Origin of the sequence: Amycolatopsis sp. lyj-90, assembly GCF_046549035.1 — a bacterium.
Classification (GTDB): domain Bacteria; phylum Actinomycetota; class Actinomycetes; order Mycobacteriales; family Pseudonocardiaceae; genus Amycolatopsis.
Window position 1 is genome coordinate 168,677 of sequence record NZ_JAJPWP010000017.1, and the last position, 20,867, is coordinate 189,543.

At 68.3% G+C, this 20,867-nt stretch carries 19 protein-coding genes; 13 read left to right on the forward strand and 6 right to left on the reverse strand.

Annotated elements, in window-relative coordinates; all coding sequences use genetic code 11:
* Positions 1 to 6: 6 nt before the first annotated feature.
* The 5 genes from ACLJPX_RS43325 to ACLJPX_RS43345 all read left to right on the forward strand — a co-directional run bounded on the left by ACLJPX_RS43325 (position 7) and on the right by ACLJPX_RS43345 (position 4,242).
* Positions 7 to 1,767, forward strand: a complete 1,761-nt coding sequence (locus ACLJPX_RS43325; protein WP_410605955.1) for a substrate-binding and vWA domain-containing protein — start codon at positions 7 to 9, stop codon at positions 1,765 to 1,767.
* A 1-nt stretch (position 1,768) separates the two neighbouring features.
* Positions 1,769 to 2,284 carry a hypothetical protein gene (locus ACLJPX_RS43330; RefSeq protein ID WP_410605956.1) on the forward strand — a complete coding sequence of 172 codons (516 nt, stop codon included), beginning with the start codon at positions 1,769 to 1,771 and terminating at the stop codon, positions 2,282 to 2,284.
* Between the two features lie 50 nt (positions 2,285 to 2,334).
* Complete coding sequence (locus ACLJPX_RS43335; RefSeq protein WP_007034234.1) at positions 2,335 to 2,700, forward strand: hypothetical protein; 366 nt, start codon at positions 2,335 to 2,337, stop codon at positions 2,698 to 2,700.
* Between the two features lie 29 nt (positions 2,701 to 2,729).
* On the forward strand, positions 2,730 to 3,431 hold the full coding sequence (locus ACLJPX_RS43340) for a Crp/Fnr family transcriptional regulator (RefSeq protein WP_037307965.1): 702 nt from the start codon (positions 2,730 to 2,732) through the stop codon (positions 3,429 to 3,431).
* 121 nt (positions 3,432 to 3,552) lie between these two features.
* Entirely contained in the window at positions 3,553 to 4,242 is a 690-nt protein-coding gene (locus ACLJPX_RS43345; RefSeq protein ID WP_101612749.1) for a hypothetical protein, read from the forward strand.
* Positions 4,243 to 4,444: 202 nt separating this feature from the next.
* Here ACLJPX_RS43345 and ACLJPX_RS43350 read toward each other — a convergent pair whose 3' ends face one another.
* From ACLJPX_RS43350 to ACLJPX_RS43365, 4 genes are all read right to left on the reverse strand, one after another.
* Positions 4,445 to 5,881: a DUF1996 domain-containing protein gene (locus ACLJPX_RS43350; protein ID WP_410605977.1), complete on the reverse strand. Its 1,437-nt coding sequence runs from the start codon at positions 5,879 to 5,881 to the stop codon at positions 4,445 to 4,447.
* Between the two features lie 309 nt (positions 5,882 to 6,190).
* Positions 6,191 to 7,708 carry a tripartite tricarboxylate transporter permease gene (locus tag ACLJPX_RS43355; protein ID WP_410605957.1) on the reverse strand — a complete coding sequence of 506 codons (1,518 nt, stop codon included), beginning with the start codon at positions 7,706 to 7,708 and terminating at the stop codon, positions 6,191 to 6,193.
* Positions 7,708 to 8,205, reverse strand: coding sequence for a tripartite tricarboxylate transporter TctB family protein (locus ACLJPX_RS43360; RefSeq protein ID WP_410605958.1), 498 nt, complete (start codon positions 8,203 to 8,205; stop codon positions 7,708 to 7,710). Before ACLJPX_RS43360 ends, ACLJPX_RS43355 begins: the two co-directional genes overlap by 1 nt.
* Complete coding sequence (locus ACLJPX_RS43365; RefSeq protein WP_410605959.1) at positions 8,202 to 9,170, reverse strand: Bug family tripartite tricarboxylate transporter substrate binding protein; 969 nt, start codon at positions 9,168 to 9,170, stop codon at positions 8,202 to 8,204. Before ACLJPX_RS43365 ends, ACLJPX_RS43360 begins: the two co-directional genes overlap by 4 nt.
* Before the next feature lie 132 nt (positions 9,171 to 9,302).
* Between ACLJPX_RS43365 and ACLJPX_RS43370 the strand changes: the two genes are divergently transcribed.
* A complete protein-coding gene (locus ACLJPX_RS43370; protein ID WP_410605960.1) occupies positions 9,303 to 10,850 on the forward strand; it encodes an ATP-binding protein in 1,548 nt (515 codons plus the stop codon).
* Positions 10,847 to 11,509 (forward strand): response regulator, encoded by a 663-nt coding sequence (locus ACLJPX_RS43375; protein ID WP_101612755.1) that lies wholly within the window; start codon positions 10,847 to 10,849, stop codon positions 11,507 to 11,509. The genes ACLJPX_RS43370 and ACLJPX_RS43375 overlap by 4 nt, the downstream gene beginning before the upstream one ends.
* A gap of 25 nt (positions 11,510 to 11,534) precedes the next feature.
* Here the strand turns inward: ACLJPX_RS43375 and ACLJPX_RS43380 are convergent, their stop codons facing one another.
* Positions 11,535 to 12,320 carry an isocitrate lyase/phosphoenolpyruvate mutase family protein gene (locus ACLJPX_RS43380; protein WP_101612756.1) on the reverse strand — a complete coding sequence of 262 codons (786 nt, stop codon included), beginning with the start codon at positions 12,318 to 12,320 and terminating at the stop codon, positions 11,535 to 11,537.
* Positions 12,321 to 12,336: 16 nt separating this feature from the next.
* Positions 12,337 to 12,915 carry a TetR/AcrR family transcriptional regulator C-terminal domain-containing protein gene (locus ACLJPX_RS43385; protein ID WP_410605961.1) on the reverse strand — a complete coding sequence of 193 codons (579 nt, stop codon included), beginning with the start codon at positions 12,913 to 12,915 and terminating at the stop codon, positions 12,337 to 12,339.
* A gap of 80 nt (positions 12,916 to 12,995) precedes the next feature.
* Here ACLJPX_RS43385 and ACLJPX_RS43390 point away from each other — a divergent pair, with 80 nt between their 5' ends.
* The 6 genes from ACLJPX_RS43390 to ACLJPX_RS43415 all read left to right on the forward strand — a co-directional run bounded on the left by ACLJPX_RS43390 (position 12,996) and on the right by ACLJPX_RS43415 (position 20,829).
* A complete protein-coding gene (locus tag ACLJPX_RS43390) occupies positions 12,996 to 14,375 on the forward strand; it encodes a DHA2 family efflux MFS transporter permease subunit (RefSeq protein WP_410605962.1) in 1,380 nt (459 codons plus the stop codon).
* Positions 14,376 to 14,490: 115 nt separating this feature from the next.
* Positions 14,491 to 15,693, forward strand: a complete 1,203-nt coding sequence (locus tag ACLJPX_RS43395; protein WP_410605963.1) for an ROK family protein — start codon at positions 14,491 to 14,493, stop codon at positions 15,691 to 15,693.
* A gap of 349 nt (positions 15,694 to 16,042) precedes the next feature.
* Complete coding sequence (locus ACLJPX_RS43400) at positions 16,043 to 17,242, forward strand: ROK family protein (protein WP_410605964.1); 1,200 nt, start codon at positions 16,043 to 16,045, stop codon at positions 17,240 to 17,242.
* Positions 17,239 to 18,741: a sugar ABC transporter ATP-binding protein gene (locus ACLJPX_RS43405; RefSeq protein ID WP_410605965.1), complete on the forward strand. Its 1,503-nt coding sequence runs from the start codon at positions 17,239 to 17,241 to the stop codon at positions 18,739 to 18,741. The genes ACLJPX_RS43400 and ACLJPX_RS43405 overlap by 4 nt, the downstream gene beginning before the upstream one ends.
* On the forward strand, positions 18,738 to 19,754 hold the full coding sequence (locus ACLJPX_RS43410) for an ABC transporter permease (protein WP_101612762.1): 1,017 nt from the start codon (positions 18,738 to 18,740) through the stop codon (positions 19,752 to 19,754). Before ACLJPX_RS43405 ends, ACLJPX_RS43410 begins: the two co-directional genes overlap by 4 nt.
* A gap of 22 nt (positions 19,755 to 19,776) precedes the next feature.
* Complete coding sequence (locus ACLJPX_RS43415; RefSeq protein ID WP_410605966.1) at positions 19,777 to 20,829, forward strand: substrate-binding domain-containing protein; 1,053 nt, start codon at positions 19,777 to 19,779, stop codon at positions 20,827 to 20,829.
* Positions 20,830 to 20,867 lie beyond the last annotated feature (38 nt).

Genomic DNA, 20,867 nt, shown 5'->3' on the forward strand with positions numbered 1-20,867 from the left:
CGGCACATGCGGAGATCAGGCTGGCTTTCGCTCGCCTTCGGCGCGCTCGTCGGGGCGGTCGTGATCGTGCTCCTCTCGGTCACGGTCACCGCGCCCTCGAACGCGGCCAGGACCGACTGCGTCCGGCTGATCACCAGTTCTTCCACGGAGAAGGGCGACCTGATCGGCGAACTGGCCGAGCGGTACAACAACACCGACCGGACCTTCGGCGGCGGCCGGTGCGCGAAGATCGAGGCGTTCAAGAAGACCTCGGGTGCCGCGCTCGACCTCATCGCCGACGGCTGGAACGACCTCGACGAACGGCAGCCCGAACCCCAGGTCTGGATGCCGAGTTCGTCGCTCTGGCTGGATCTGCTGCGTCAGCGCGGCAAGGGGGACCTGCTCCAGGACGGCATGAAGACCTCGCTCGCGACGAGCCCGATGGTGATCGCGATGCCCGAGCCGATGGCGAGGGAACTGGGCTGGCCCGAGAAGGGCATCGGCTGGCGGGACGTACTCGAGGTGAACCGGAACGGCGGCTGGGCCTCAACCCGTTCGAAGAACGCGCAGTGGGGGAACTTCACGCTGGGCAAGGACAATCCGCGCCGCTCGACCTCGGGGCTCGCCGCGACCATCTCGACCTACTTCGCCGCGACCGGCGGCGACTACGGCAAGATCGATTCGGCGGACGCCGTGCAGTTCGTCCGCGGCATCGAGGCGTCGGTCGCCTACTACAGCGACGATTCGGTGGCCTTCCTGAAGACGCTGTACGAAGAGGACCGGAAGAAGCCCACGCCCTACATCAGCGCGATGGCGATGCAGGAACAGATGGTCTACCTCTACAACCACGGCGCCCCGACCGGTGACCCGAAACAGCTGCAGGACAATCCCGTCCAGCTGAACCGGCCGCTCGTCGCCGTGCATCCGGACGAGGGCACGATGCTGATCGACCATCCCTTCCTGACCACGGCGAAGGCGTCGCCGGAACAGCGCGAGGCGGCCAAGGACTTCTACGCGTTCTTGCGGGAACCGGCGCAACAGGACCGTTTCCGCGATCTCGGCTTCCGCGATCCCGAGGGCCGTGGCAACGACAAACTCGCCAAGGGCGTGGGCACCACGGGGATCGCCGGACCCCAGGTGATCAAGACCCCCACCGGGGAACAGATCCAGAAGATGCTCGACGGCTGGGAGTACACCCAGCGGCGCGGCCGGATCCTGCTGGTGCTGGACCTGTCCGGGTCGATGAACGAACCGTTCGACAAGAACCGCAAGGACAAACCGTACTCCGAGCCCCGGATCGACCTGCTGAAACCCGCGATCAAGAAACAGCTCGAGTATCTGCATCCCGAGGACGAAGTCGGGTTGTGGACGTTCTCGACGAACGGGCCCGAGGAAAAGATGCCGATCGGCAAGGTGAAGAACGTCCGGGGGCCGATGCTGGACCTGGTCGACAACCTGACCCCGAAAGGGGAAACAGCGCTGTACAAGTCCGTGGTGGACGCCAACGACAAGATGCGGCGGGAGTTCGATCCGAACGTCATCAACGCCATCGTCTTTTTGACCGACGGGGAGAACACCGCGCCCGGGACGACCAAGGAACAGATGCTCCAGGCCGTCGACGCGGAACGGCTGGACAACTCGGTCCGGATCTTCACCATGGCCTACGGCGCGCAGGCGGACAGCAGCGTGCTGGACGAAATCGCGCTGAAATCCAAGGCGCGCAGCTACAAGGCCGTGGACCCGCAGGGCATCGACAAGATGTTCGTCAACGTCTTCAGTAACTTCTGACATGGCCGATCACGACAACCGCCCGTTCCACGTCGTCGCCGGGGTGCTGACGCTGATCGCCTGCCTGCTCGGTCACGCGGTGACCGTGCCGCATCCGCAGGCCTGGCTCTTCGGCGGCGTGGCCGCCTTCGCCGTGCTGTTCCCCGCCGAAGTCGCGTTCTTCGTGTTGAACGGCAAGCGATCGAAGAGGAGGGTGCGCGAGGTCCGCGCGCCGGAGCCCGCCGCCTTCTACGACCACTACAGCCTGCTCGGGCGAGCGCTGACGGCCATCGAAATCGTGCAGCCAGGCGAAACGGAGCTTTCGTCGGTCTTCCGGCGAGCGGTGACCAGACTCGAAAGGGTGAGGGGTGAGAACTCGCCCGCGGTCGTCGAACTGCGCGTCACGGTGAAGCAGACCACCGAGAAACTGGAGCGACACGCGCGGGACGAGAACCCGGATCCGGTGATGCTCGTCGAGCGGATGAGGCTGTACCGGGAAGGGCTGGAAGACGCCATCGCGGTGGTCGAACCACGCTGAGTGTTCGGTGCCGAACAGACTACGGCCGTGCGTCATGCTGATCTGACAGCATGCCGTTGATCGGGCGCCGGGTTGTCGAGGGCGTGGAACATGTGGTCGTACCGGTGGAGCACCGGTTCAGCCTGGAGGAAGCCGTGCTGGCGGTGATGGCCGCCAAGAGCACCGTGCGGCCCGCTCCAGGAATCAAGGTCGCTCCGTTGAAGGTGTCGGAGGTACGGTCAGCGCTGCTATACGCGGCGAAGCACGCCGACAGGCGACACCAGATCGTGGACAGCTATTTCGTCGAAGCCGAAGACGGACCGTTGCACCGGCTGGCCGAGTGGATCAGGTCCGAGTTGGTCCGGCTGGGCATTTTCACCACCCACGATGGTTCCGCCGCCGGATCGGGTGGCCGATTCGGTTACTCTCCGCGATAGGTGTTCACGACTGCCTGGGAGGGTGTTTCGTGGGTTTGGGCCCGGAGGCCGCCGAAGAGAGAGAACGTCCGTTCCTGGAGCGGCTGGACGAACCCGTCCGTGCGCGGTTGCTGGAGATGGGCACCCCGCAGACCTACGAGAGCAGACAGGCGCTGATGCGGGCCGGTGAGCCCGGCGACTTCGTCATGCTGCTGCGACATGGCTACGTGAAGGTGACCAGCGCCGACCGGATGGGGGCGACGGTCATCCTCGACGTCGGGGTGCCCGGCGATCTGCACGGCGAGATCGCGGTGATCGCGGGCGGGATCCGGATGGCCGACGTCGTCGCCATCGAGGAGGTCCACGTCCGGCGGATCGCGGCGAGCGAGTTCAACCGGTTCCTGCTGGACCATCCGTCGGCGATGCGGGAGGTGCTCGTCAGTGTCGCCCGCCGGTTCGTGCTCGCCCAGCGGCAGCGGACGCAGTCCTGGAAACCGCAAGCGGTGGCCAGGGTCGCGACGCGACTGGACTACCTCGTCGACGTCTGCGGGATCAGGACGCCCGCCGGCTGGCGGATCGGGATCCCGCTGAGCCAGGACGAGCTCGCGCAGTTCATCCCGATGGGACGGACCATGGTCGCGCAGGCACTGGACAAGCTCCGGAAGGCAGGAGTTGTGGCCAGTTCGCGCCGTGCGATCACTGTCGTCGACCGCGAAGCGTTGCGAGTGATCACGGAAAAAGGTGTGACTTAGCTCACTGGCGTTGACCAGGGCGGGGTCAGGTTCTGTTCGGTTCCGAACAGAACTTCCGGTGACGAGTGGGAACACTGCTTCCTGCCGCCAGTTTTCACCGATCAGGGGAGGGGTCGCAGAGATGCAGGTGCTGACCTCAGGCCATTACAACGCGCACACCCACGCCGTACTGTCCGTCGACATCGTCGGTTCGTCCAAGGCCAGCGATGACCTGCTGGACCCGATGAAGACCGAGATGGAGACGCTGGTCTCCCGCTCGTTCACCGCGGTCGGGCTAGCGCCGGGGGAAGCGCGTCACTTCCGGGAGACCGGGGACGGGCTGATGGTCGCGTATCCGGACCGGGCCGTCGGGCAGCTCTGCGAGGTCGTGTTCCACCTGGACCATCTGCTTCGGACCCGTAACCGCTACGCCCGGGTCCCGATGCGGGCCCGGGTCGCCGTCCATATGGGACCGATGGCGGACAACCACCGCTACCACCGCACGTACATCACGCTGACCCGGCTGCTGTGTGCCTCGACCTTCAACGACGCCGTCGGCTACTGGTGCCGGTTGGACCCGACGGGCGACAAGTTCGGCGCCGGGATGATCGTCTCGCAATCGGTGTTCCGCAACGTGGTCGAACCGTTCGGGGTCGCGCTGGTCCCGCCCGCCCGCTGCGCCAGGATCAGCGTCACGACCCCGGATTTCGCGGACAGCGCGTGGATCCACCTGCCTGGCTTGGACGCCGACGCGGTCCTCGCCGAGCTGAACCCCGCCGTCGCGGTGCCGCTCGTGTTCGACCGGGTGAGCCGGTTGTCCACGACGGCCTGACCCCGAGACCGGGCGGTCCGGCTTCCAGGGAGGGAAGGCCGTATCGCTCGCCGGTTTCTGGCCCGGTACCCCTACGCCGGGCCAGAAACCGGACCCCCGGCGCGGGGGGTGGGGGCGCGGGTCATCCCCGCCGCGCCCTCGCTACGAGCCTCGTGAGTGGTAAGGACGGTTAGAACCGTCCTTACCACTCACGAGTTTGTCGTTATTGCCTGCAGCGCTTTCCGCTGTTGACGCATTTCACCAGCTGGTTCATCAACCGCTGCGACATGACGTTCGCGAAGTCGTCGTGGTCGGAGCGCGGGTTGTGCTTCTCCTGCGCGAACGCGTCGACCGCGTACTGCCCGGCGGCCTGGATGTTCGGCGGGATGTTGTACACCAGCGTGATCCGCAGCTGCGGCACGTTCTTGAAACCGCGCGGGCATTTCCCGTTGCGGTCGGAGAACACGATGTGCGTGCGGTGGTTGGCGCTGTCGGTGTTCTTCCCGTCCCAGCAGTTCGGGAACGCGTGGATGCGCGCGATCTTGCTGCCCCGCGGGCAGATCGGGTACAGCTCGGTGAGCCGGTCCTCGAAGCCGGTGCAGGTCCAGCTGGGCCGGGCGTTGGCCGGGCCGTTGGTGCTCTGCTTGGCGTCGCCGTAGAGCACGCGCAGGAACTTCGGCATCGCGACGACGCGGCGGGCGCCACCGCTGGTGAAGGTCAGGTCGACCTTTTCGGGACGCTGGATCTCGCCTTCGTTGTCGCCGATCTCGTTGTTGTCGTCGACGCCGGGCAGATCGGCGGCGTTCCCGTCGGACTTCTTCTTCTCGGCGTCACCGGCTTTGCTGACGTCGCTGTTCTGGCCGCCGTTGTCGAGGCCGCCTTCGCCGTTCTGTTTCACCGCGCAACCGGCGAGCTGGTCTTCGTTCTTCGCGACCGGCTTGCCCGCCTGCTTCATGGCGTCGCTGATCTGCTTGATCGACGGCTTTCGCTTGTTCTTCAGCTCTTCGAGCACCTGGGCGGCCTGTTTCCCTTGTGCCAGCTGGCCGTCCGCGTTGTCGGACTCCTTGTCGAGCTTGTCGAGGTTTTCGTCGATCGCGGGCATGGCCTGGTCGGGGACCTCGTCGAGTTCGCTCGCGACGTCGGGACAGTCGACCTGGGGCGCGGCCTCGTCCTTGGCCGCGTTCGCGCGGTCGGCGGCGAGCTTCGCGTCGGCCGCCCGCTCGTTTTCTTCCTCTTCCTCGGTGTTGATCCGGATGACCGGCCAGAAGTAGGCGGATTTGTCGCCGTTCTTGCAGGTGGTGCCCGCGCGCAGCAGGCTCTTGTTGTTCGAGTCCGCGTTGGTCGAAAGATTCCCGACGTAGTCGTGGAGATGCTCGGCTCCGTTGCGGACACCGGGCTGCGCGATGAAGTTGTCGCCGTTGAAGTGGCCGTTCTCGTTGCGGCCACAGTCGACGGTGAACGTCCCCCGGGCGCCTCGTTTCGCGAGGTCGAGGTTGACGTTGTTGCCGCGGGGGACCTTCGCGATGTCGATGAAGAACGACTTGTCCGCGCCGTCGGCCCTGGCCGCGTCGGGGGTTCCGGTCGTGTTGATCACGACGATCCCGCCGACGGCGAGGGAGAGCGCGATGGCGCCGGTGGCGACCTTGGTACGGCGTGCCATGCGGTGGCGGCCGGCGGATCTTTGGTTACGGGGCATGAACTTGTTCACCTCGTTCGGTGTCGTTGCGCGAAGCCCGGGGGATGCGGCGCCGGCAGCGCCGGCGTCACTGACTCCGCGTTGGCTGAAACGGCCCCAGCGGACAGCCGGTTCAAAACGCGATCTCTCCGTTACCTTTTCGTTATATTAAATCGAGGTGATGCCCCGCACACGTACGGCGACCGGAAGGGGTTCAAACCGTGCGGCGACGATACGAAAGAAGGCCCGGTCTCGGGGCAGTCGAGACCGGGCCTTCCTTGTGATTCCCACTGGTCAGGCGTTCACCTTGTCCTTGGGCTCCGCCTCGTCGGCGGTGGGACGGGCAGGCAGGAAGCGCTTGATCAACGGGAAGAACAGGATCAGCAGGATGATCACGTAGACCACGATCGCGAACGGGGTGTTGAACAACCCGGTCAGGCTGCCGTCGCTCAGCTGCAGCGCGCGCCGCATCTGCTGTTCGGCGGCCGGGCCGAGGATGACGCCGATGATCGCCGGCAGCACCGGCAGGCCGTAGCGGCGCATCGCGAAGCCGATCAGGCCGATCACGAACATCACCAGCAGATCGAAGATGTCCGCGTTGACCGCGTACGCGCCGACACTGGCGAAGAACAGGATGCCCGCGTAGAGGTACGGCCGCGGGATCCGCAGCAGCTTCGCCCACAGCGGCGCCAGCGGCAGGTTCAGCACCAGCAGCAGCGTCAGTCCGACGAACAGCGAGGCGATCAGACCCCACACCAGCGACGATTCCCGCTCGAACAGCAGCGGTCCCGGCTGGATGCCGTACTGCTGGAACGCCGCCAGCATCACGGCCGCGACCGCGGTGGTCGGCAGGCCGAGCGTCAGCATCGAGACCAGCGTTCCGGCGGCCGACGCCGAAGCCGTCGCTTCCGGACCCGCGACGCCTTCGATGGCGCCCTTGCCGAACTCGTCCTTGTGCTTCGAGAGCCGCTTTTCCGTGACGTACGAGAGGAACGTCGGGATCTCGGCGCCACCGGCGGGCACCGCGCCGAACGGGAACCCGATGAGCGGCCCGCGCAGCCACGGCTTCCACGTCCGCTTCAGGTCGGCGCGCGACAGCCACGGCCTGCCGACCGGGATCGGTTTGAACGCGTTGCGCCGCAGGTGCGCCGCGACCCACAGCGACTCGCCGACCGCGAACAGCGCGACCGCCACGATCACCACGTCGATGCCGTCGGCCAGGTGCAGCGAGCCGAAGGTCAGCCGCTGCTGGCCGGTCATCTCGTCCAGGCCGACCAGGCCGATGGTGAGGCCGATCAGCAGCGACGCCACGCCGCGGATCCGGGAGCTGCCGAGTACCGAGGTGACCGCGATGAACGCCAGCACCATGATCGCGAACAGGTCCGGCGCGCCGATGTCGACCGCGTGCTTCGCGATCACCGGGGCCAGCACGACCAGCGCGATCGTGCCGAGGATGCCGCCGACGAAGTGCCCGATCGCGGCCGCCGCCAGCGCTTGCGCGCCGCGGCCCTTGCGGGCCATGGGATTGCCGTCGATCGCCGCCACGACCGCCGCGCTCTCGCCCGGGGTGTTCAGCAGGATCGACGTCGTCGAACCGCCGAACATGCCGCCGTAGTAGATGCCGGCGAACATGATGAACGCGCCCGTGGGCTCCAGCCCGTAGGTCACCGGGAGCAGCAGTGCCACCGCCATGGCCGGGCCGATGCCCGGCAGCACGCCGATCGCGGTACCCAGCAGGACCCCGATCGCCGCCATCGCGATATGGGTCGGGGTCAGCGCGGTACCGAAGCCGTCGATGAGTTGCTGGAACATCAGAACACCTCCATCAACGGGCCACCGGGGAGCGGGACACCGAGCAGGTTGTTGAAGACCAGGAAGGTCGCGACGGACATGCCCGCCGCGATCAGCGGGTCACGCACCAGGTTCCGGCTGCCGAGCGCGTACGCCGCGCCCCAGAACAGGATCGCGCCCGAGATCGGGAAACCGACCAGGCCGATCAGCGCCGCGTTGGCGAGGAAAGCGGCGCACAGCAACAGAACCGTGCGCAGGTCGGCGGGCTCGGTGAGGTCGATGTCCTCCCCGCCTTCGGCCTCGCCCTTGCCGCCGCGCAGCACGTCGCGCGCCAGCAGCACGGCGACGAGCAGCAGCAGCGAACCGACCAGGATCGGCACCGCTTTCGGCCCCACCGGCCCGCGCTGGGCGAAATCGGTGGGAATGCTCAGCGCGTCGGTGAGCACCAGCACGCCGAGCGCCAGGAGTACCACGCTCACCCCGAGTTCGGAGCGCTCCTTCAGCCACGTGGTCGTCATGCCAGACCCAGCTCTTTCAGCACCGTTGCCACTCGCGTGTTCTCCTCTTTGAGAAACGAACCGAACTGCTCCCCGGGCGCGAACGCTCCGGTCCATCCGTTGCGCTGCAAGGCTTCCTGCCACTGCGGCGTCTTCTGCAGCCGGTCGAACAGGCTCACCAGCTTCGCGCGGTCCGCGTCCGTGATGCCCGGCGGAGCGACGATGCCGCGCCAGTTGGTGAACTTGACGTCCACACCGGACTCCGAGAGCGTCGGCGCGTCGACGCCGGGGATCCGCTTCTCGCTGGTCACCGCCAGCACCCGGAGCGTGCCCGCCGCGATCTGGTCGCGGTACTCGCCGATGCCCGAAACACCGAACGCGACCTTGCCGCCGAGGACCGACGCGAGCAGTTCCCCGCCGCCGTCGAACTGGACGTAGTTGACCGCCTTGGGCGCGAGCCCGACGGCCTTCGCCATCAGCATCGGCGCCAGGTGGTCCGGGCCGCCGGGCGAGGAACCGCCGCCGACCTGGACCGCGCCCGGATCGGCCTTCCACGCCGTGATGAGCTGGCCGATCGTCTGGTACGGCGAATCCTTGCCGACCACGACGATGTCCGATTCTTCGATCAGTTTCGCCACCGGCGTGGTGTCGAGCAGCGAAGACGGCGACTTGTTCGTGAACACGCTGCCGACGACGCCGAGCCCCATGGACATGACGAGCTTGCCGTTGCCGCGTTCGGCCACCGTGCGGCCGAGGCCGACCGTGCCGCCGGCGCCGGGGAGGTTGAACACCTCCGCGTTGCCGAGCAGGTCGGCGTCTTCCATCGCCTTGGTCGCCGTGCGGGCCGTGATGTCGTAACCACCGCCGGGCGCGTTGGGCACGAGTACCCGCAACGACCGGATCTGCGAGCCCTCGTCGGCCTCGCCACCCGGGGTGAGCAACGGTGGCACCAGCAAAACGGCGACGAGCGCCGCTGCGATGGCCAACCAGTTACTGGGCTTCACTGTGATCCCCGCCTCTCTGCCGCGTGGTTGGACATGTTGCACTCGTGTAAACAGAGATGTCCCGCTTGCGGGCCCAATGGTTGTTGTGGTCGTTTTGGTCACGCGGAGGTGGCGATGGGTGCTCGGGGTTCCTTGGCCCGCCAGCTCCTCGTGTGGCAACTGGTTGTCGTCACCTGCCTACTGTGCGCGGTGGGCGTACTGGCCGTCACCCAGGCGGGGAACAACTTCCGCACGACGGAGGGGCGCCGGGTGCTTTCGGTCGCGGAGAGTGTCGCCGCGCAGGGGGTCGTGGGCGACCTCGAGAACGGCCCGTTCGAACTGAACGCCCCCGCGGAGACCGCGCGGAGCTTCTCGGGCGTGGACTCCGTCGTGATCGCCGGCGCGGACCGCTACGTGCTGGCGTCGCCGGATCCGGGCCAGCTGAGGACGACGCTCGACATCGGGGAGAGCACCGTCCTTTCCGGACGGTCGTGGGTCGGCGAACTGGACGGCTCGATCGTGGCGCACGTCCCGGTGCTCGACGCGAAGGGCGGCAGGGTGGTCCGTATGGTCGCCGCGGGCTCGAAGTCGCCCGGGTTCTTCGCCGGCGTGCTCGACTCGCCGGACAACGCCCTGCGGGTGCTGGGGGTCGCGCTGGTGATCGGCGTGAGCGGTTCGCTGCTGCTGGCGCGGCGGGTGAAGAACCAGACGCTCGGCCTGGAGCCGCACGAGATCACCGCGCTGGTGGAGAACCGGGAGGCGCTCCTGCACGGGATCAAGGAGGGCGTCGTCGGGCTCGATCCGCAGCACCGGATCACCCTGGTGAACGATCAGGCCCGCGCGCTGCTGGCGCTGCCGGAGGACGCCGTCGGCCGGTCGGTCGAGGACCTCGATCTCAACGACCGGATCCGCGAGCTGCTCACCGGCCGCGCGACCGGCGCCGACCAGATCGTGCTGCGGCAAGGAAAGGTACTGACGCTGAACCGGATGCCGATCGACGAACGAGGGGCCGTGGTCACCCTGCGGGACCGCACCGATCTGATGACCCTGCGGGACGAACTCGACGCCAGCAAACACGCCACCGACACGTTGCGGGCGCAGGCGCACGAGTTCAGCAACCGGCTGCACACCATCTCCGGGCTGCTGGAACTCGAGGAATACGAAGAGGTTCGCGGTTACGTCAGCCGGATCAGCTCGGCGCAAGGGGAGTGGCGCGCGGAGGTCGGCTCGCGCGTCGGCGACCCGGCGGTGGCGGCACTGCTGATCGCGAAGGCGTCGCTGGCCGCGGAACGCGGTGTCGGGCTGCGAATGGCGCCGGACAGCGAACTGGACCGCGTCGAGGACGCGCTTTCCACGGATTTGGTGACGGTGCTGGGAAATCTCGTCGACAACGCGTTGGACGCGCTGAGTTCGGCCATGCGGGTCGGCGAACGGGGCTGGATCGAGGTCGGGGTCTGGCAAGAGGAGGACGAAGTGCGGGTGGAGGTCCGTGACTCGGGTCCGGGAGTCGCCCCGGAGATCGCGGAAGAAGTGTTCAAGCACGGCTTCACCACGAAGGCCGCCGCACACGGTCAGCGTGGTCTCGGGCTCGCGCTGATCCGGCAGGCGTGCGTCCGGCGGGGCGGTTCCGTCGAGGTGCACAACGACGACGGTGCCGTGTTCACCGCGAGGTTGCCGCGATGATCCGGGTCCTCGTCGTCGACGACGATTTCATGGTCGCGAAAGTCCACAGTGGATACGTCGCGCGCACGGACGGGTTCGCCGTGGTGGGGGTCGCGCACACCGGCGCCGACGCGATCCGGCTGGCGCGGGAACTGAAACCGGATCTGGTCCTGCTCGACGTCTATCTTCCCGATCTGGACGGGCTTTCGGTGCTGCGGGAGTTGCGGGCCACCGAAGACGTCGACGTCATCGTGATCACCGCGGCGACCGACGTGGAAACCGTGCGGCAGGCGATGCGGGGCGGGGTCCTGCACTACCTGATCAAGCCGTTCGAATACGCGTCCCTGCGGGATCAGCTGACCCACTTCGCCACGCTGCACCAGCGGCTGGACCGGCTCGCCGAGGCCGGGCAGGCCGACGTCGACCAGGTCTTCGGCGCGCGGCCGAGCGCGAAACCGGTGCTGCCCAAGGGACTCACCGCGGAGACCGCGCGGCTGGTGGAGACCGCGCTGCGCGGCGCGCCCGCCGGGATCTCCGCGAGCGAATGCGCCGAGGCGACCGGCGTCGCGCGGGTGAGCGCGCGCCGGTACCTCGAGCATTTCGTGGCGACGGGGAAGGCCGAAGTGACCCTCAAGTACGGCGGGACGGGACGCCCCGAGCGCCGCTACCTCTGGTCCTGACCGCCCCTCCGTCGCAACTAGAGGACTACTTGCGGGGGTTCAGCAGGCCGTTGAGGACGCCGTAGTCCACGGACTCTTCGAGGCGAGAGTAGGTGCCGGTCGAGAAGAGCTCCCGGGCGCTTTCCCGTGCGACGGCGTACGCGGCCTGGCTGATCCCGGAGCCGACGCTCACCCGCGCGACCCCGAGCGCGGCCAGTTCCTTGACGCTCGGCGCACCGGGGTGGGCCATCACGTTCACCGGCGCGTCGATGCCTTCGACGAGCGCGGCGATCACGGAGGGGTCGGTGGCGCCGGGAACGAAGATCCCGTCCGCGCCCGCCGCCAGGTACGCGGCCGCGCGCTCCAGCGTTTCCGGCACGCCGCCGAGCCCCCTGAGGAAGGTGTCGATCCGGGCGTTGACGAACACGTCGCCGTCCGCCGCGCGGGCCGCCGCGATCCGCGGGACCACCTCTTCGGGCGGACGAGGGCCGTCCTCGATGTTGATCCCGGCCGCACCCGCGGCGACCACGGCCGCGACGGTCTCGCCGACGTCGCCGGGAGTGTCCCCGTAGCCGCCTTCGATGTCGGCGGTCACCGGAACCGTTGCGAGGCGGGCGATCCGGGCGATCAGGTCCACCGCGAGGTCGCGGCCGAGCAGGTCGCCGTCGGGGGCGCCGAGGCTCCACGCCACCCCGGCGCTGGTGGTGGCGATCGCGGCGGCGCCCGCGTCCTCGATGAGCCGGGCGCTCGCGACGTCCCACGCGTTGGCCAGCACCAGCGGGCTCGACGGGACGTGCAGGGAACGGAACAGCCGGGCGTTGTCGGTCGTCATGCCGCCATTCCAGCAGTTATGCGACATCCTGGTCTGGCGGTTTTGCGACATCGACGTCCGCCCGGAGTCCGGCGATCAAGCGGGCGAGACCGTACTCGAAGGAGGCGGCCGGATCCTCGGCATGGTCGACGGCCGAGTCTCCCTCGATGTGCTGCTGTTCGTCGATCGCGCAGCCGAGGGTGTACCGGCTGATGGCGAGGATCGCGTGTGTCGCGTCCTCTTCGGTGAAGCCCGCTTCCCGCAACGGTTTGACCAGCGGCGTCATCGCCGACCGCCCGGTCGGGCGGGAACCGGCGTGCAGGCGGGCGCCGTCCCGGTAGGACAGCAGCGTGCGGCGGATGGTGCGGGCGCGCCGGGTCAGCCACCCGGCCCAGTCGTCCATCGCCGCGAGATCGTTCAGCGGGGCGAGGTTGTCGTCCAGCATGGTTTCGGCCATCTGGTCGAGCAACGCCTGCTTGCTCTTGAAGTGCGTGTAGAGCGCGGGACCCCGCACGCCGAGCTTCTCCCCGAGCTTGCGCAGGCTCAAGCCGTCCAGCCCGACCTCGTCGAGGAGTTCGAGCGCGGCTCGAACGTAGCCATCCCGTCTCACGACCATGGGCACACTTTCGCCGGTCCGTATCGGACTTGACAACTCCAGGCGATCTTATCACTGTTAAGATCTTAACGGTGATAAGAATGGCAGGTAGGATGATCGGGCGTGCCGCTGACGAGCGCCTTACCCCCGCGTTGTGGGGGATGGCCTCGATCTTGACCCTCGGCGGGTTCCTGTCGATGTTCACCTCGACCGTGGTGAACATCGCGCTCGGCACGATCGCGGCCGGATTCCGTGCCTCGCTCGGTACCGCTCAGTGGGTCGCCACCGGCTACCTGCTCGCGCTCGCCGCGATGGTGCCGGTGAGCGGCTGGGCGAGCCGCCGCTTCGGGACGACCCGGCTCTGGCTGCTGTGCGTCGGCCTGTTCGCGGTGTTCTCCGCGCTCTGCGCGATGGCGACGTCGATCGAGGCGCTGATCGTTTTCCGTGTCCTGCAAGGCGCGGCAGGCGGATTGCTGGTCCCGGCGGGGCAGATCCTGTTCGCGGTGACGGCGGGGCCGAAACGGCTCGGCCGGATGATGGCCGTGCTGAGCATCCCGATCTACCTCGCGCCGGTGCTCGGCACCCTGTTCGGCAGCGTGCTCACCGAGGGGCTCGGCGTGCCGTGGCTGTTCCTGGTGAACGTGCCGCTCGCGGTGCTCAGTCTTCTGCTGGGCCGGAAATGGCTGCCGAGGGAGACCGCCGCCGGCACTGAACCGCTGGACGTGCGCGGGTTGGTCCTCACCATGACCGGGCTGCCGTTGCTCGTTTTCGGCGTCGCGGAAGCCGCCCCGGTCCCGGCGATCGCCGGGGCGGTCCTGCTCGCCGTCTTCGTGGTCACCGCGCTGCGGTCGCGGGCGCCGTTGCTCGAACTGCGGCTGTTCCGCGACCGCGCGTTCTCCTCGGCCGCCGCCGTGATCTTCGGGATGGGGGTCGCGCTGTTCGGCGCGATGATCGTCCTGCCGCTGTACTACCTCGACGTCCGCCACGAGAGTCTCGTCGCCACCGGGTTCCTGACCGCCCCGCTGGCGCTCGGCACGGTCGCGGCACTTCCGCTGGCGGGCAGGCTGACCGACCGGATCGGCGGCGCCCGGGTGATCTTCGCCGGGCTGATCGTCACGATCATCGGGACAGTGCCGCTGGCGCTGCTCACCGGATCCGACGACTACTGGTGGCTCTCGGCCGTGCAGGTCGTCCGCGGCTGCGGCATCGGCCTGACCACCACCCCGGCGCTCGCCGCCGGGCTGATGCTGGTGCGCCGGGACCGGATTTCCCACGCGATGCCGATCTTCGCCATGCTGCAACGGATCGGCGGATCCTTCGGGACGTCGATCCTGACCGTGGTCGTCTCCGTGGGCTTCGCCGCCGCTCCGGGGGCCGCGTCCGTCATCGCCGACACGCATTGGTGGATCGCCGGGATCACCGCGATCGTGCTGATCCCGGCGTGGATCCTGATGCGCACCGAAAAGTCCACAGTGGACTAGAAGGCTTCCGTGGGTTTGTTCCCGCCAGGGCGTCACCGAAGGTTCCGAATGTCGTGAGCGAGTCTTCGCCGTGGCATTCGGGACACCCCGGGGAGAACGCCGTAGGCTCGCTTGAATGAGCACGGCATCCACCACGGAGCATCCGATGGTCGAAACCCGGCACCAGACCCAGTTGCTCACCCTGCTGCGGGACGAGGGCCCGATGTCCCGGGTCGAACTGGGGGAGCGGCTGGAGCTGCCGCGTGCCCGGGTGGGTGCCGAGGTCGCGCGCCTCGCCGAGGTCGGCCTCGTCGAAACCGCGGGTCCGTCGGCGAGCCGGGGCGGCAGGCGGTCGACGCTGGTGCGGCTGGCGGGAGACCTGCGCGTGCTCTCCGTCGACATCGGCGCGACCTCGGTCGGGGTCGCCCTCACCGACGCTTCGTGCGAGGTGCTGGTGCACACCGTCGAGGACTGCGACGTCCGGCAGGGACCGCACGCCGTGCTCAAACGCGTGAGCGCCCTCGCGGAGAAGATCCGCGAAGAGGCGCCGGGCAAGCTGATCGCCGCCGGGATCGGCCTGCCGGGGCCGGTGAGCTTCGCCGAGGGCATGGCGGTCGCGCCGCCGATAATGCCCGGCTGGGACCGGTTCTCCGTCCGTGACCATCTCGGTGGACTGCTGGGCTGCCCGGTCACCGTCGACAACGACGTGAACTCGATGGCGCTCGGGGAACGGCACGCCGGGGTCGCCCGCTCCACCGACGATCTGGTGTTCGTCAAGATCGGTACCGGCATCGGCTGCGGGATCGTGCTGGGCGGCAAGGTGTACCGCGGCGTCGCGGGGACCGCGGGCGACATCGGGCACATCCGCCTCGACGACTACGGGCCCACCTGCGCCTGCGGTGAGACAGGCTGCCTGGAGGCGTACTTCGGCGGCGCCGCGCTGGCCCGCGACGGACTGACGCTCGCGCGCAGCGGCCGGTCGGCGTACCTCGCCGACGTCGTCGCGGACCGCGGCGCGATCACCGCCCAGGACGTCGGCCGCGCGGCCGCGTCGGGCGACTTCGGCGCGGTCAACCTGATCCGCGACGGCGGGCGGCGGCTCGGTCAGGTGGTGGCCTCGCTGGTGAGTTTCGTGAACCCGGGCATGGTCGTGATCGGCGGTGGTGTGGCGCAGCTCGGGCATCAGCTGCTCGCCGAGATCCGCAGCTCGGTCTACCGGCGGTCGCTGCCGCTCGCGACCGGGAACCTGCCGATCGTGCTGTCCGAACTGGGGGACACCGCCGGCGTCATCGGGGCCGCCTGGTCCGCCACGGACCGAGCCTTCACGCTGAGTAGCTGACCACGCTCGGCTCTGCGGTATCGCGCGTGCAATGAAAGGCCCGTTCCTTGCAAATTTTGCAAGGAACGGGCCTTTCATTGCACGCGCTGGAGGCGGAGCGAAGCGACGTCCGGAAGCGCTGAGTGACCTCCCAGCGGCACGTTGAGCACCCACCTGATTCCGATTAGTAACGTCAAGATCGTACAGACTTTCGCTCATGAAGTACGAAAGTCTGTACTGATCTGGACGGCTATTCGGGTGACGGCGGGGATTTCTGTCCTGTTGTCACCTTGACGAGTGACACGCACCACCCTACTTTCGCTGGCTAAGTAACAAAGTTTGTTACGGCCGATTCGTAAGTGAGGGCAGTGTGGCCGCGACTGATCCACGCACGGCGAACCTCGCCGCGCTCCTGCGTGCGTTGCGTGGGGGGCCGCTTTCGCGCACCCAGCTCGCGGCGCGCTGCGGGATCACCAAAGCGGCTGTCTCCGGGTTGATCACCGAGTTGTCCGAACGCGGCCTCGTCCGCTCCGCGGGACTGCAGGCCGGCGGCAACGGCAGGCCCAGTCAGCTGGTCGAGCTGAACGGGGCCAGCGCCTACGGGCTCGCGCTCAGCGTCGAGGCCGATCGTTTCGCCGCCGTCGTCACGAACCTCGACGGCAGCGTCGTCGCCGAACGCACGGAGACCGCCGACGTCGCCGCGCTCGGTCTCCACCGGAGCATGGACGAGCTCGCCTTCCTCGCCGGGCAGGTGCTCCGCGACGATCTGCCGGTCGGCGTCACGGTGTCCGTTCCCGGCCTGGTCGATTCGGCCGCCGCCGTGCTGCGGTTCGCGCCGACCCTGCGCTGGCGCGACGCCGAGATCGCCGATCTGCTCGCCGCCCGGCTCGGGCTGCCCGCCGACGCCATCGCGGTCGACAACGAGGCCAACCTCGGCGCGGTCGGCGAGGCCGTCGCCGGTGTCGGGCGCGGTGTGCGGGAGCTCTTCTACCTCAGCGGCGGGATGGGCGTCGGCGGCGGACTCGTGTCCGGCGGCGCGATCCTGCGCGGTGCCAGGGGTTTCGCGGGCGAGGTCGGGCACATCACCGTCGACCCGTCCGGCGAGCAGTGCCAGTGCGGCCGGGTCGGCTGCCTGGAGACCAAGGCGGGGCTCAACGCCGTCCTGCGCGGCGCCGCCTCACCCGGTGACCCGCTGCACGACCCCGCGCTCGGCGTCGACGGCCGGGTCGGGCTGCTCAAGCACCGTGTCCAGCGCGGTGATCAGCGCGCGGTCGCGGCGGTTTCGGAACTCGGGGTCGCGCTCGGCGTCGCGGTGTCCACCGTGGTCGACGTGCTCGACCCGGACGTCGTGGTGCTCGGCGGGTACTTCGCCGAACTGGGCGAGTGGCTGGTCGAGCCGGTGCGCCGCGAACTGTCCGCGCGTCCGCTCGGGCACGAGCCCGCCTACCGCGTCGAGCCGTCCCCGCTGGGTACCACCGCCCCGCTGCGCGGTGCCGCACATCTCGCCACCGAACGGCTTTTCGCCGATCCGACGCTCGTCCCGTTCGTCACCCAGGAGGCACCGGCATGACCCTGCTTTCGGTCCGGGGGATCGTGAAGACCTTTCCGGGGGTGCGCGCGCTCGACGGGGTCGACTTCGACGTCGAACCCGGCGAGGTGCACTGTCTCCTCGGCCAGAACGGCGCGGGCAAGTCCACGCTGATCAAGACCCTCGCCGGGGCGCACCGTCCCGACGGCGGCGAGATCTTCTGGCAGGGCGAGCAGGTCACGCTGCCCTCGCCGGTCGCCGCCCTGAAGATCGGGATCGCGACCATGTACCAGGAACTCGACCTGGTACCGGGACTTTCCGTCGCCGACAACATCTTCCTCGGCCGCGAACGCGCGTCGTTCGGGTTCACGCGGATCAGCGAATCCCGCAAGAAGGCCGCCGAGCTGATGGCCAGGCTCGGGCATCCGGAGATCACGCCCTCGACCGAGGTCGGCAAGCTCTCCGCCGCCGGGCAGCAGCTGGTCTCGATGGCGCGGGCACTCGCGTACGACGCGAAGCTGCTGGTGATGGACGAGCCCACCGCGGCGCTGGCGGGGGAAGAGGTCGACAACCTGTTCCGCATCGTCGGCGAACTGACCGCCGAGGGCGTCGCGATCATCTACATCTCCCACCGACTCGAAGAACTGCGCCGGATCGGCCACCGTGTCACCGTGCTCAAGGACGGCAAGACCGTTTCCACCGGCCTCGACGCCAAGGAGACGCCGACCTCGGACCTCGTCGCGCTGATGGCGGGCCGCAAGGTCGAAACCGTGTTCGGCCCGCGTCACCAGGAGCACGTGGACCCGGACACCGAGGTCCTCAAGGTGGAGAACCTGACCACCGTCGGCGAGTTCGAAAACGTGAGTTTCACCGTGCACGCGGGTGAGGTCGTCGGTATCGCGGGCCTCGTCGGCTCCGGCCGCAGCGAGCTGCTGGAGACGATCTTCGGCGCCCGCAAGCAGGACACCGGTTCGGTGTCGGTCGACGGAGAGCCGGTCCGGGCGGGCAGTGTGTCCGCGGCGGTCAAGGCCGGGATCGGCCTGGCGCCCGAGGAACGCAAGAGCCAAGGGCTGCTCCTGGACCTGCCCGTCGTGCACAACGTGACCCTGGCGAGCCTCGGCAAGTACGCGACGTTCGGCTTCACCGAGCGGTCGAGGGAACTGGAAGACGCCGGGGAAAGCCTGCGGCGGCTCGATCTCCGGCCCGCCGACCCGCACCGGATCATCCGCACGCTTTCGGGCGGCAACCAGCAGAAGGCGGTGCTCGCGCGCTGGCTGGTCCGCGGCTGCCGGGTGCTGCTGCTGGACGAGCCGACGCGCGGGGTCGACGTCGGCGCGCGGGCCGAGCTGTACCGGCTGATCGAGGAACTGGCCGCGACCGGGGTCGCGATCGTGCTCGTCAGCAGCGAGATCCCCGAAGTACTCGGACTGTCCGACCGGGTGCTGGTGCTGCGTGAAGGACGTGTCCTGGCTGAAAAGCCGTCTGCGGAGCTGACAGAGGCGGATGTGCTCGACGTGATTCTCGAGGGGAGTGCGGCGTGACTGACCAAGCCGAGTCGGTGCGTACGGGAACCGCCGTGGAACCCGTACCACCGAAGAAGAAGGGACTCGCCTTCTCACTCGATTCCCGGCTGCTCGCGCTGACCGGGGTGCTGGTGATCCTGTGCGTCGTCGGGAGCGTGACCCGGCCAGACCAGTTCTTCACCGAAGGCAACATCTCGACGATCCTGCGGCTCGCCGCGGCGATCGGCGTGGTCAGCGTCGGGATGACGTTCGTGATCATCGCCGGCGGCATCGACCTCTCGGTCGGGTCGATCGTGGCGCTCTCCAGCGTCTGGCTGACCACACTGGCCACCCAGTCCTACGGCCCGTGGGTGATGATCCTTTGTGGACTCCTCGTCGGCCTCGGCTGCGGTCTGGTCAACGGGATCCTGGTGTCCTACGGGAAGATCGTGCCGTTCATCGCGACCTTGGCGATGTACGTCTCGGCCCGCGGGCTCGCGGAACGCATCAGCGGCCGCCGCACGCAGGTGGTCGCCGAGGCGGGCTTCCTCGAGTTCTTCCGCGGTGACCTGCTCGGCATCCCGGTGCTGATCTGGATGTTCGCGCTGGTGTTCGCGGTCGGCTGGGTGGTGCTGAACCGCACCACGTTCGGCCGCCGCACCTTCGCCGTCGGCGGCAACGCCGAGGCGTCGCGCCTGGCGGGCATCAACGTCAAGCGGCACACCGCACTCGTTTACGGCGTCGCCGGTCTGTGCTGCGGCATCGCCGCGCTGATGGTCGTCGCCCGCACCACCGCGGGCGCCTCGACCAACGGCATGCTCTACGAACTCGACGCCATCGCGGCGGTCGTCATCGGCGGCACGCTGCTCACCGGCGGCCGCGGCTCGCTCATCGGCACCCTGATCGGCGTGCTGATCTTCACCGTGCTGTCCAACATCTTCACGCTCAACAACCTGGACACCGACATCCAGAACATCGCCAAGGGCGTGATCATCGTGCTGGCCGCGCTGCTCCAGTTCCGCTCCGTAAAGAAAACCAAGACGAGTACTTGATCACCGTGGATGGAGAGTCGTCATGACCGAACAATCCCTGCATCGCCGCCGCTTCCTGCTGGGAGGCGCGGCCGTCGGAGCGGGTGCGCTGCTGACCGCGTGCACCTCGAACGAGGCGCCGGCGCAGAACAACGCCGCCAACGTGGCCAACGCCGGGGCCAACTCGCAGCCCGGAACCCCGGTCACCATCGGGTTCTCGGCACCGGCCGCGGACCACGGCTGGATGGCCGCCATCACGAAGAACGCCCGCGCGCAGGCGCAGAAGTTCAGTGAGGTCACGCTCAACGCGACCGAGGGCACCAACGACGTCAACCAGCAGATCTCCCAGGTGGAGACGCTGATCAACGCCAAGGTCAACGTCCTGGTGATCCTGCCGTTCGACGGCAAGGCGCTCACCGCGGTCGGCCAGCAGGCGATGGACGCCGGTATCCAGGTGATCAACCTCGACCGCGTCTTCGACACCCCGCTCGCGTACCGCACCTGGATCGGTGGCGACAACTACCGGATGGGCGTCAACGCCGGGAACTACATCGCCCAGCAGATGAAGGCGAAGAACATCGCGAGCCCCGTGATCGGTGAGGTCGCCGGGATCGACTCGCTGCCGCTGACCCAGGAACGCAGCAAGGGTTTCAAGGACGCCTTGGCGCGTCAGGGTTTCGCGGTCGGCCCGCGGGTCGCCGCGGAGTTCACGCCGGAGTCGGGCGAGAAGCAGACGTCGAACCTGCTGCAGTCCGCGCCCAAGCTGGACGCGCTGTGGAACCACGACGACGACCAGGGGGTCGGGGTCATCGCGGCGATCAACAACGCCAACCGCAAGAACTTCCTGATGGTCGGCGGCGCCGGGTCGAAGAACGCGATGAACCTGATCAAGTCCGACGCCGAGCCGCTGAAGGCGACGGTGCTCTACAGCCCGTCGATGGCGTCTTCGGCGATCTCGCTCGCGCGGCTGCTCGGCCAGGGCAAGGGCGCCGGTGACTTCGCCGAGCACGAGATCCCCGCCGAGATCACCACGTACTCCGCGGTGGTCACCAAGGAGAACGTCGACAAGTACATGGACGTCGGCTTCGACTCGTAAGACCCGCGTACCCGACACACGCAAGCGGACCTAGGAGG

Bases quoted from the DNA above. Each gene is read 5' to 3' on its own strand.
- ACLJPX_RS43380 (WP_101612756.1), bottom strand. From the start codon at position 12,320: ATGACGACCGACAACGCCCGGCTGTTCCGTTCCCTGCACGTCCCGTCG.
- ACLJPX_RS43375 (WP_101612755.1), top strand. From the start codon at position 10,847: ATGATCCGGGTCCTCGTCGTCGACGACGATTTCATGGTCGCGAAAGTC.
- ACLJPX_RS43360 (WP_410605958.1), bottom strand. From the start codon at position 8,205: ATGACGACCACGTGGCTGAAGGAGCGCTCCGAACTCGGGGTGAGCGTG.
- ACLJPX_RS43395 (WP_410605963.1), top strand. From the start codon at position 14,491: ATGAGCACGGCATCCACCACGGAGCATCCGATGGTCGAAACCCGGCAC.
- ACLJPX_RS43385 (WP_410605961.1), bottom strand. From the start codon at position 12,915: ATGGTCGTGAGACGGGATGGCTACGTTCGAGCCGCGCTCGAACTCCTC.
- ACLJPX_RS43350 (WP_410605977.1), bottom strand. From the start codon at position 5,881: ATGGCACGCCGTACCAAGGTCGCCACCGGCGCCATCGCGCTCTCCCTC.
- ACLJPX_RS43335 (WP_007034234.1), top strand. From the start codon at position 2,335: ATGCCGTTGATCGGGCGCCGGGTTGTCGAGGGCGTGGAACATGTGGTC.
- ACLJPX_RS43355 (WP_410605957.1), bottom strand. From the start codon at position 7,708: ATGTTCCAGCAACTCATCGACGGCTTCGGTACCGCGCTGACCCCGACC.
- ACLJPX_RS43325 (WP_410605955.1), top strand. From the start codon at position 7: ATGCGGAGATCAGGCTGGCTTTCGCTCGCCTTCGGCGCGCTCGTCGGG.
- ACLJPX_RS43415 (WP_410605966.1), top strand. From the start codon at position 19,777: ATGACCGAACAATCCCTGCATCGCCGCCGCTTCCTGCTGGGAGGCGCG.
- ACLJPX_RS43390 (WP_410605962.1), top strand. From the start codon at position 12,996: ATGGCAGGTAGGATGATCGGGCGTGCCGCTGACGAGCGCCTTACCCCC.
- ACLJPX_RS43370 (WP_410605960.1), top strand. From the start codon at position 9,303: ATGGGTGCTCGGGGTTCCTTGGCCCGCCAGCTCCTCGTGTGGCAACTG.
- ACLJPX_RS43345 (WP_101612749.1), top strand. From the start codon at position 3,553: ATGCAGGTGCTGACCTCAGGCCATTACAACGCGCACACCCACGCCGTA.
- ACLJPX_RS43330 (WP_410605956.1), top strand. From the start codon at position 1,769: ATGGCCGATCACGACAACCGCCCGTTCCACGTCGTCGCCGGGGTGCTG.
- ACLJPX_RS43405 (WP_410605965.1), top strand. From the start codon at position 17,239: ATGACCCTGCTTTCGGTCCGGGGGATCGTGAAGACCTTTCCGGGGGTG.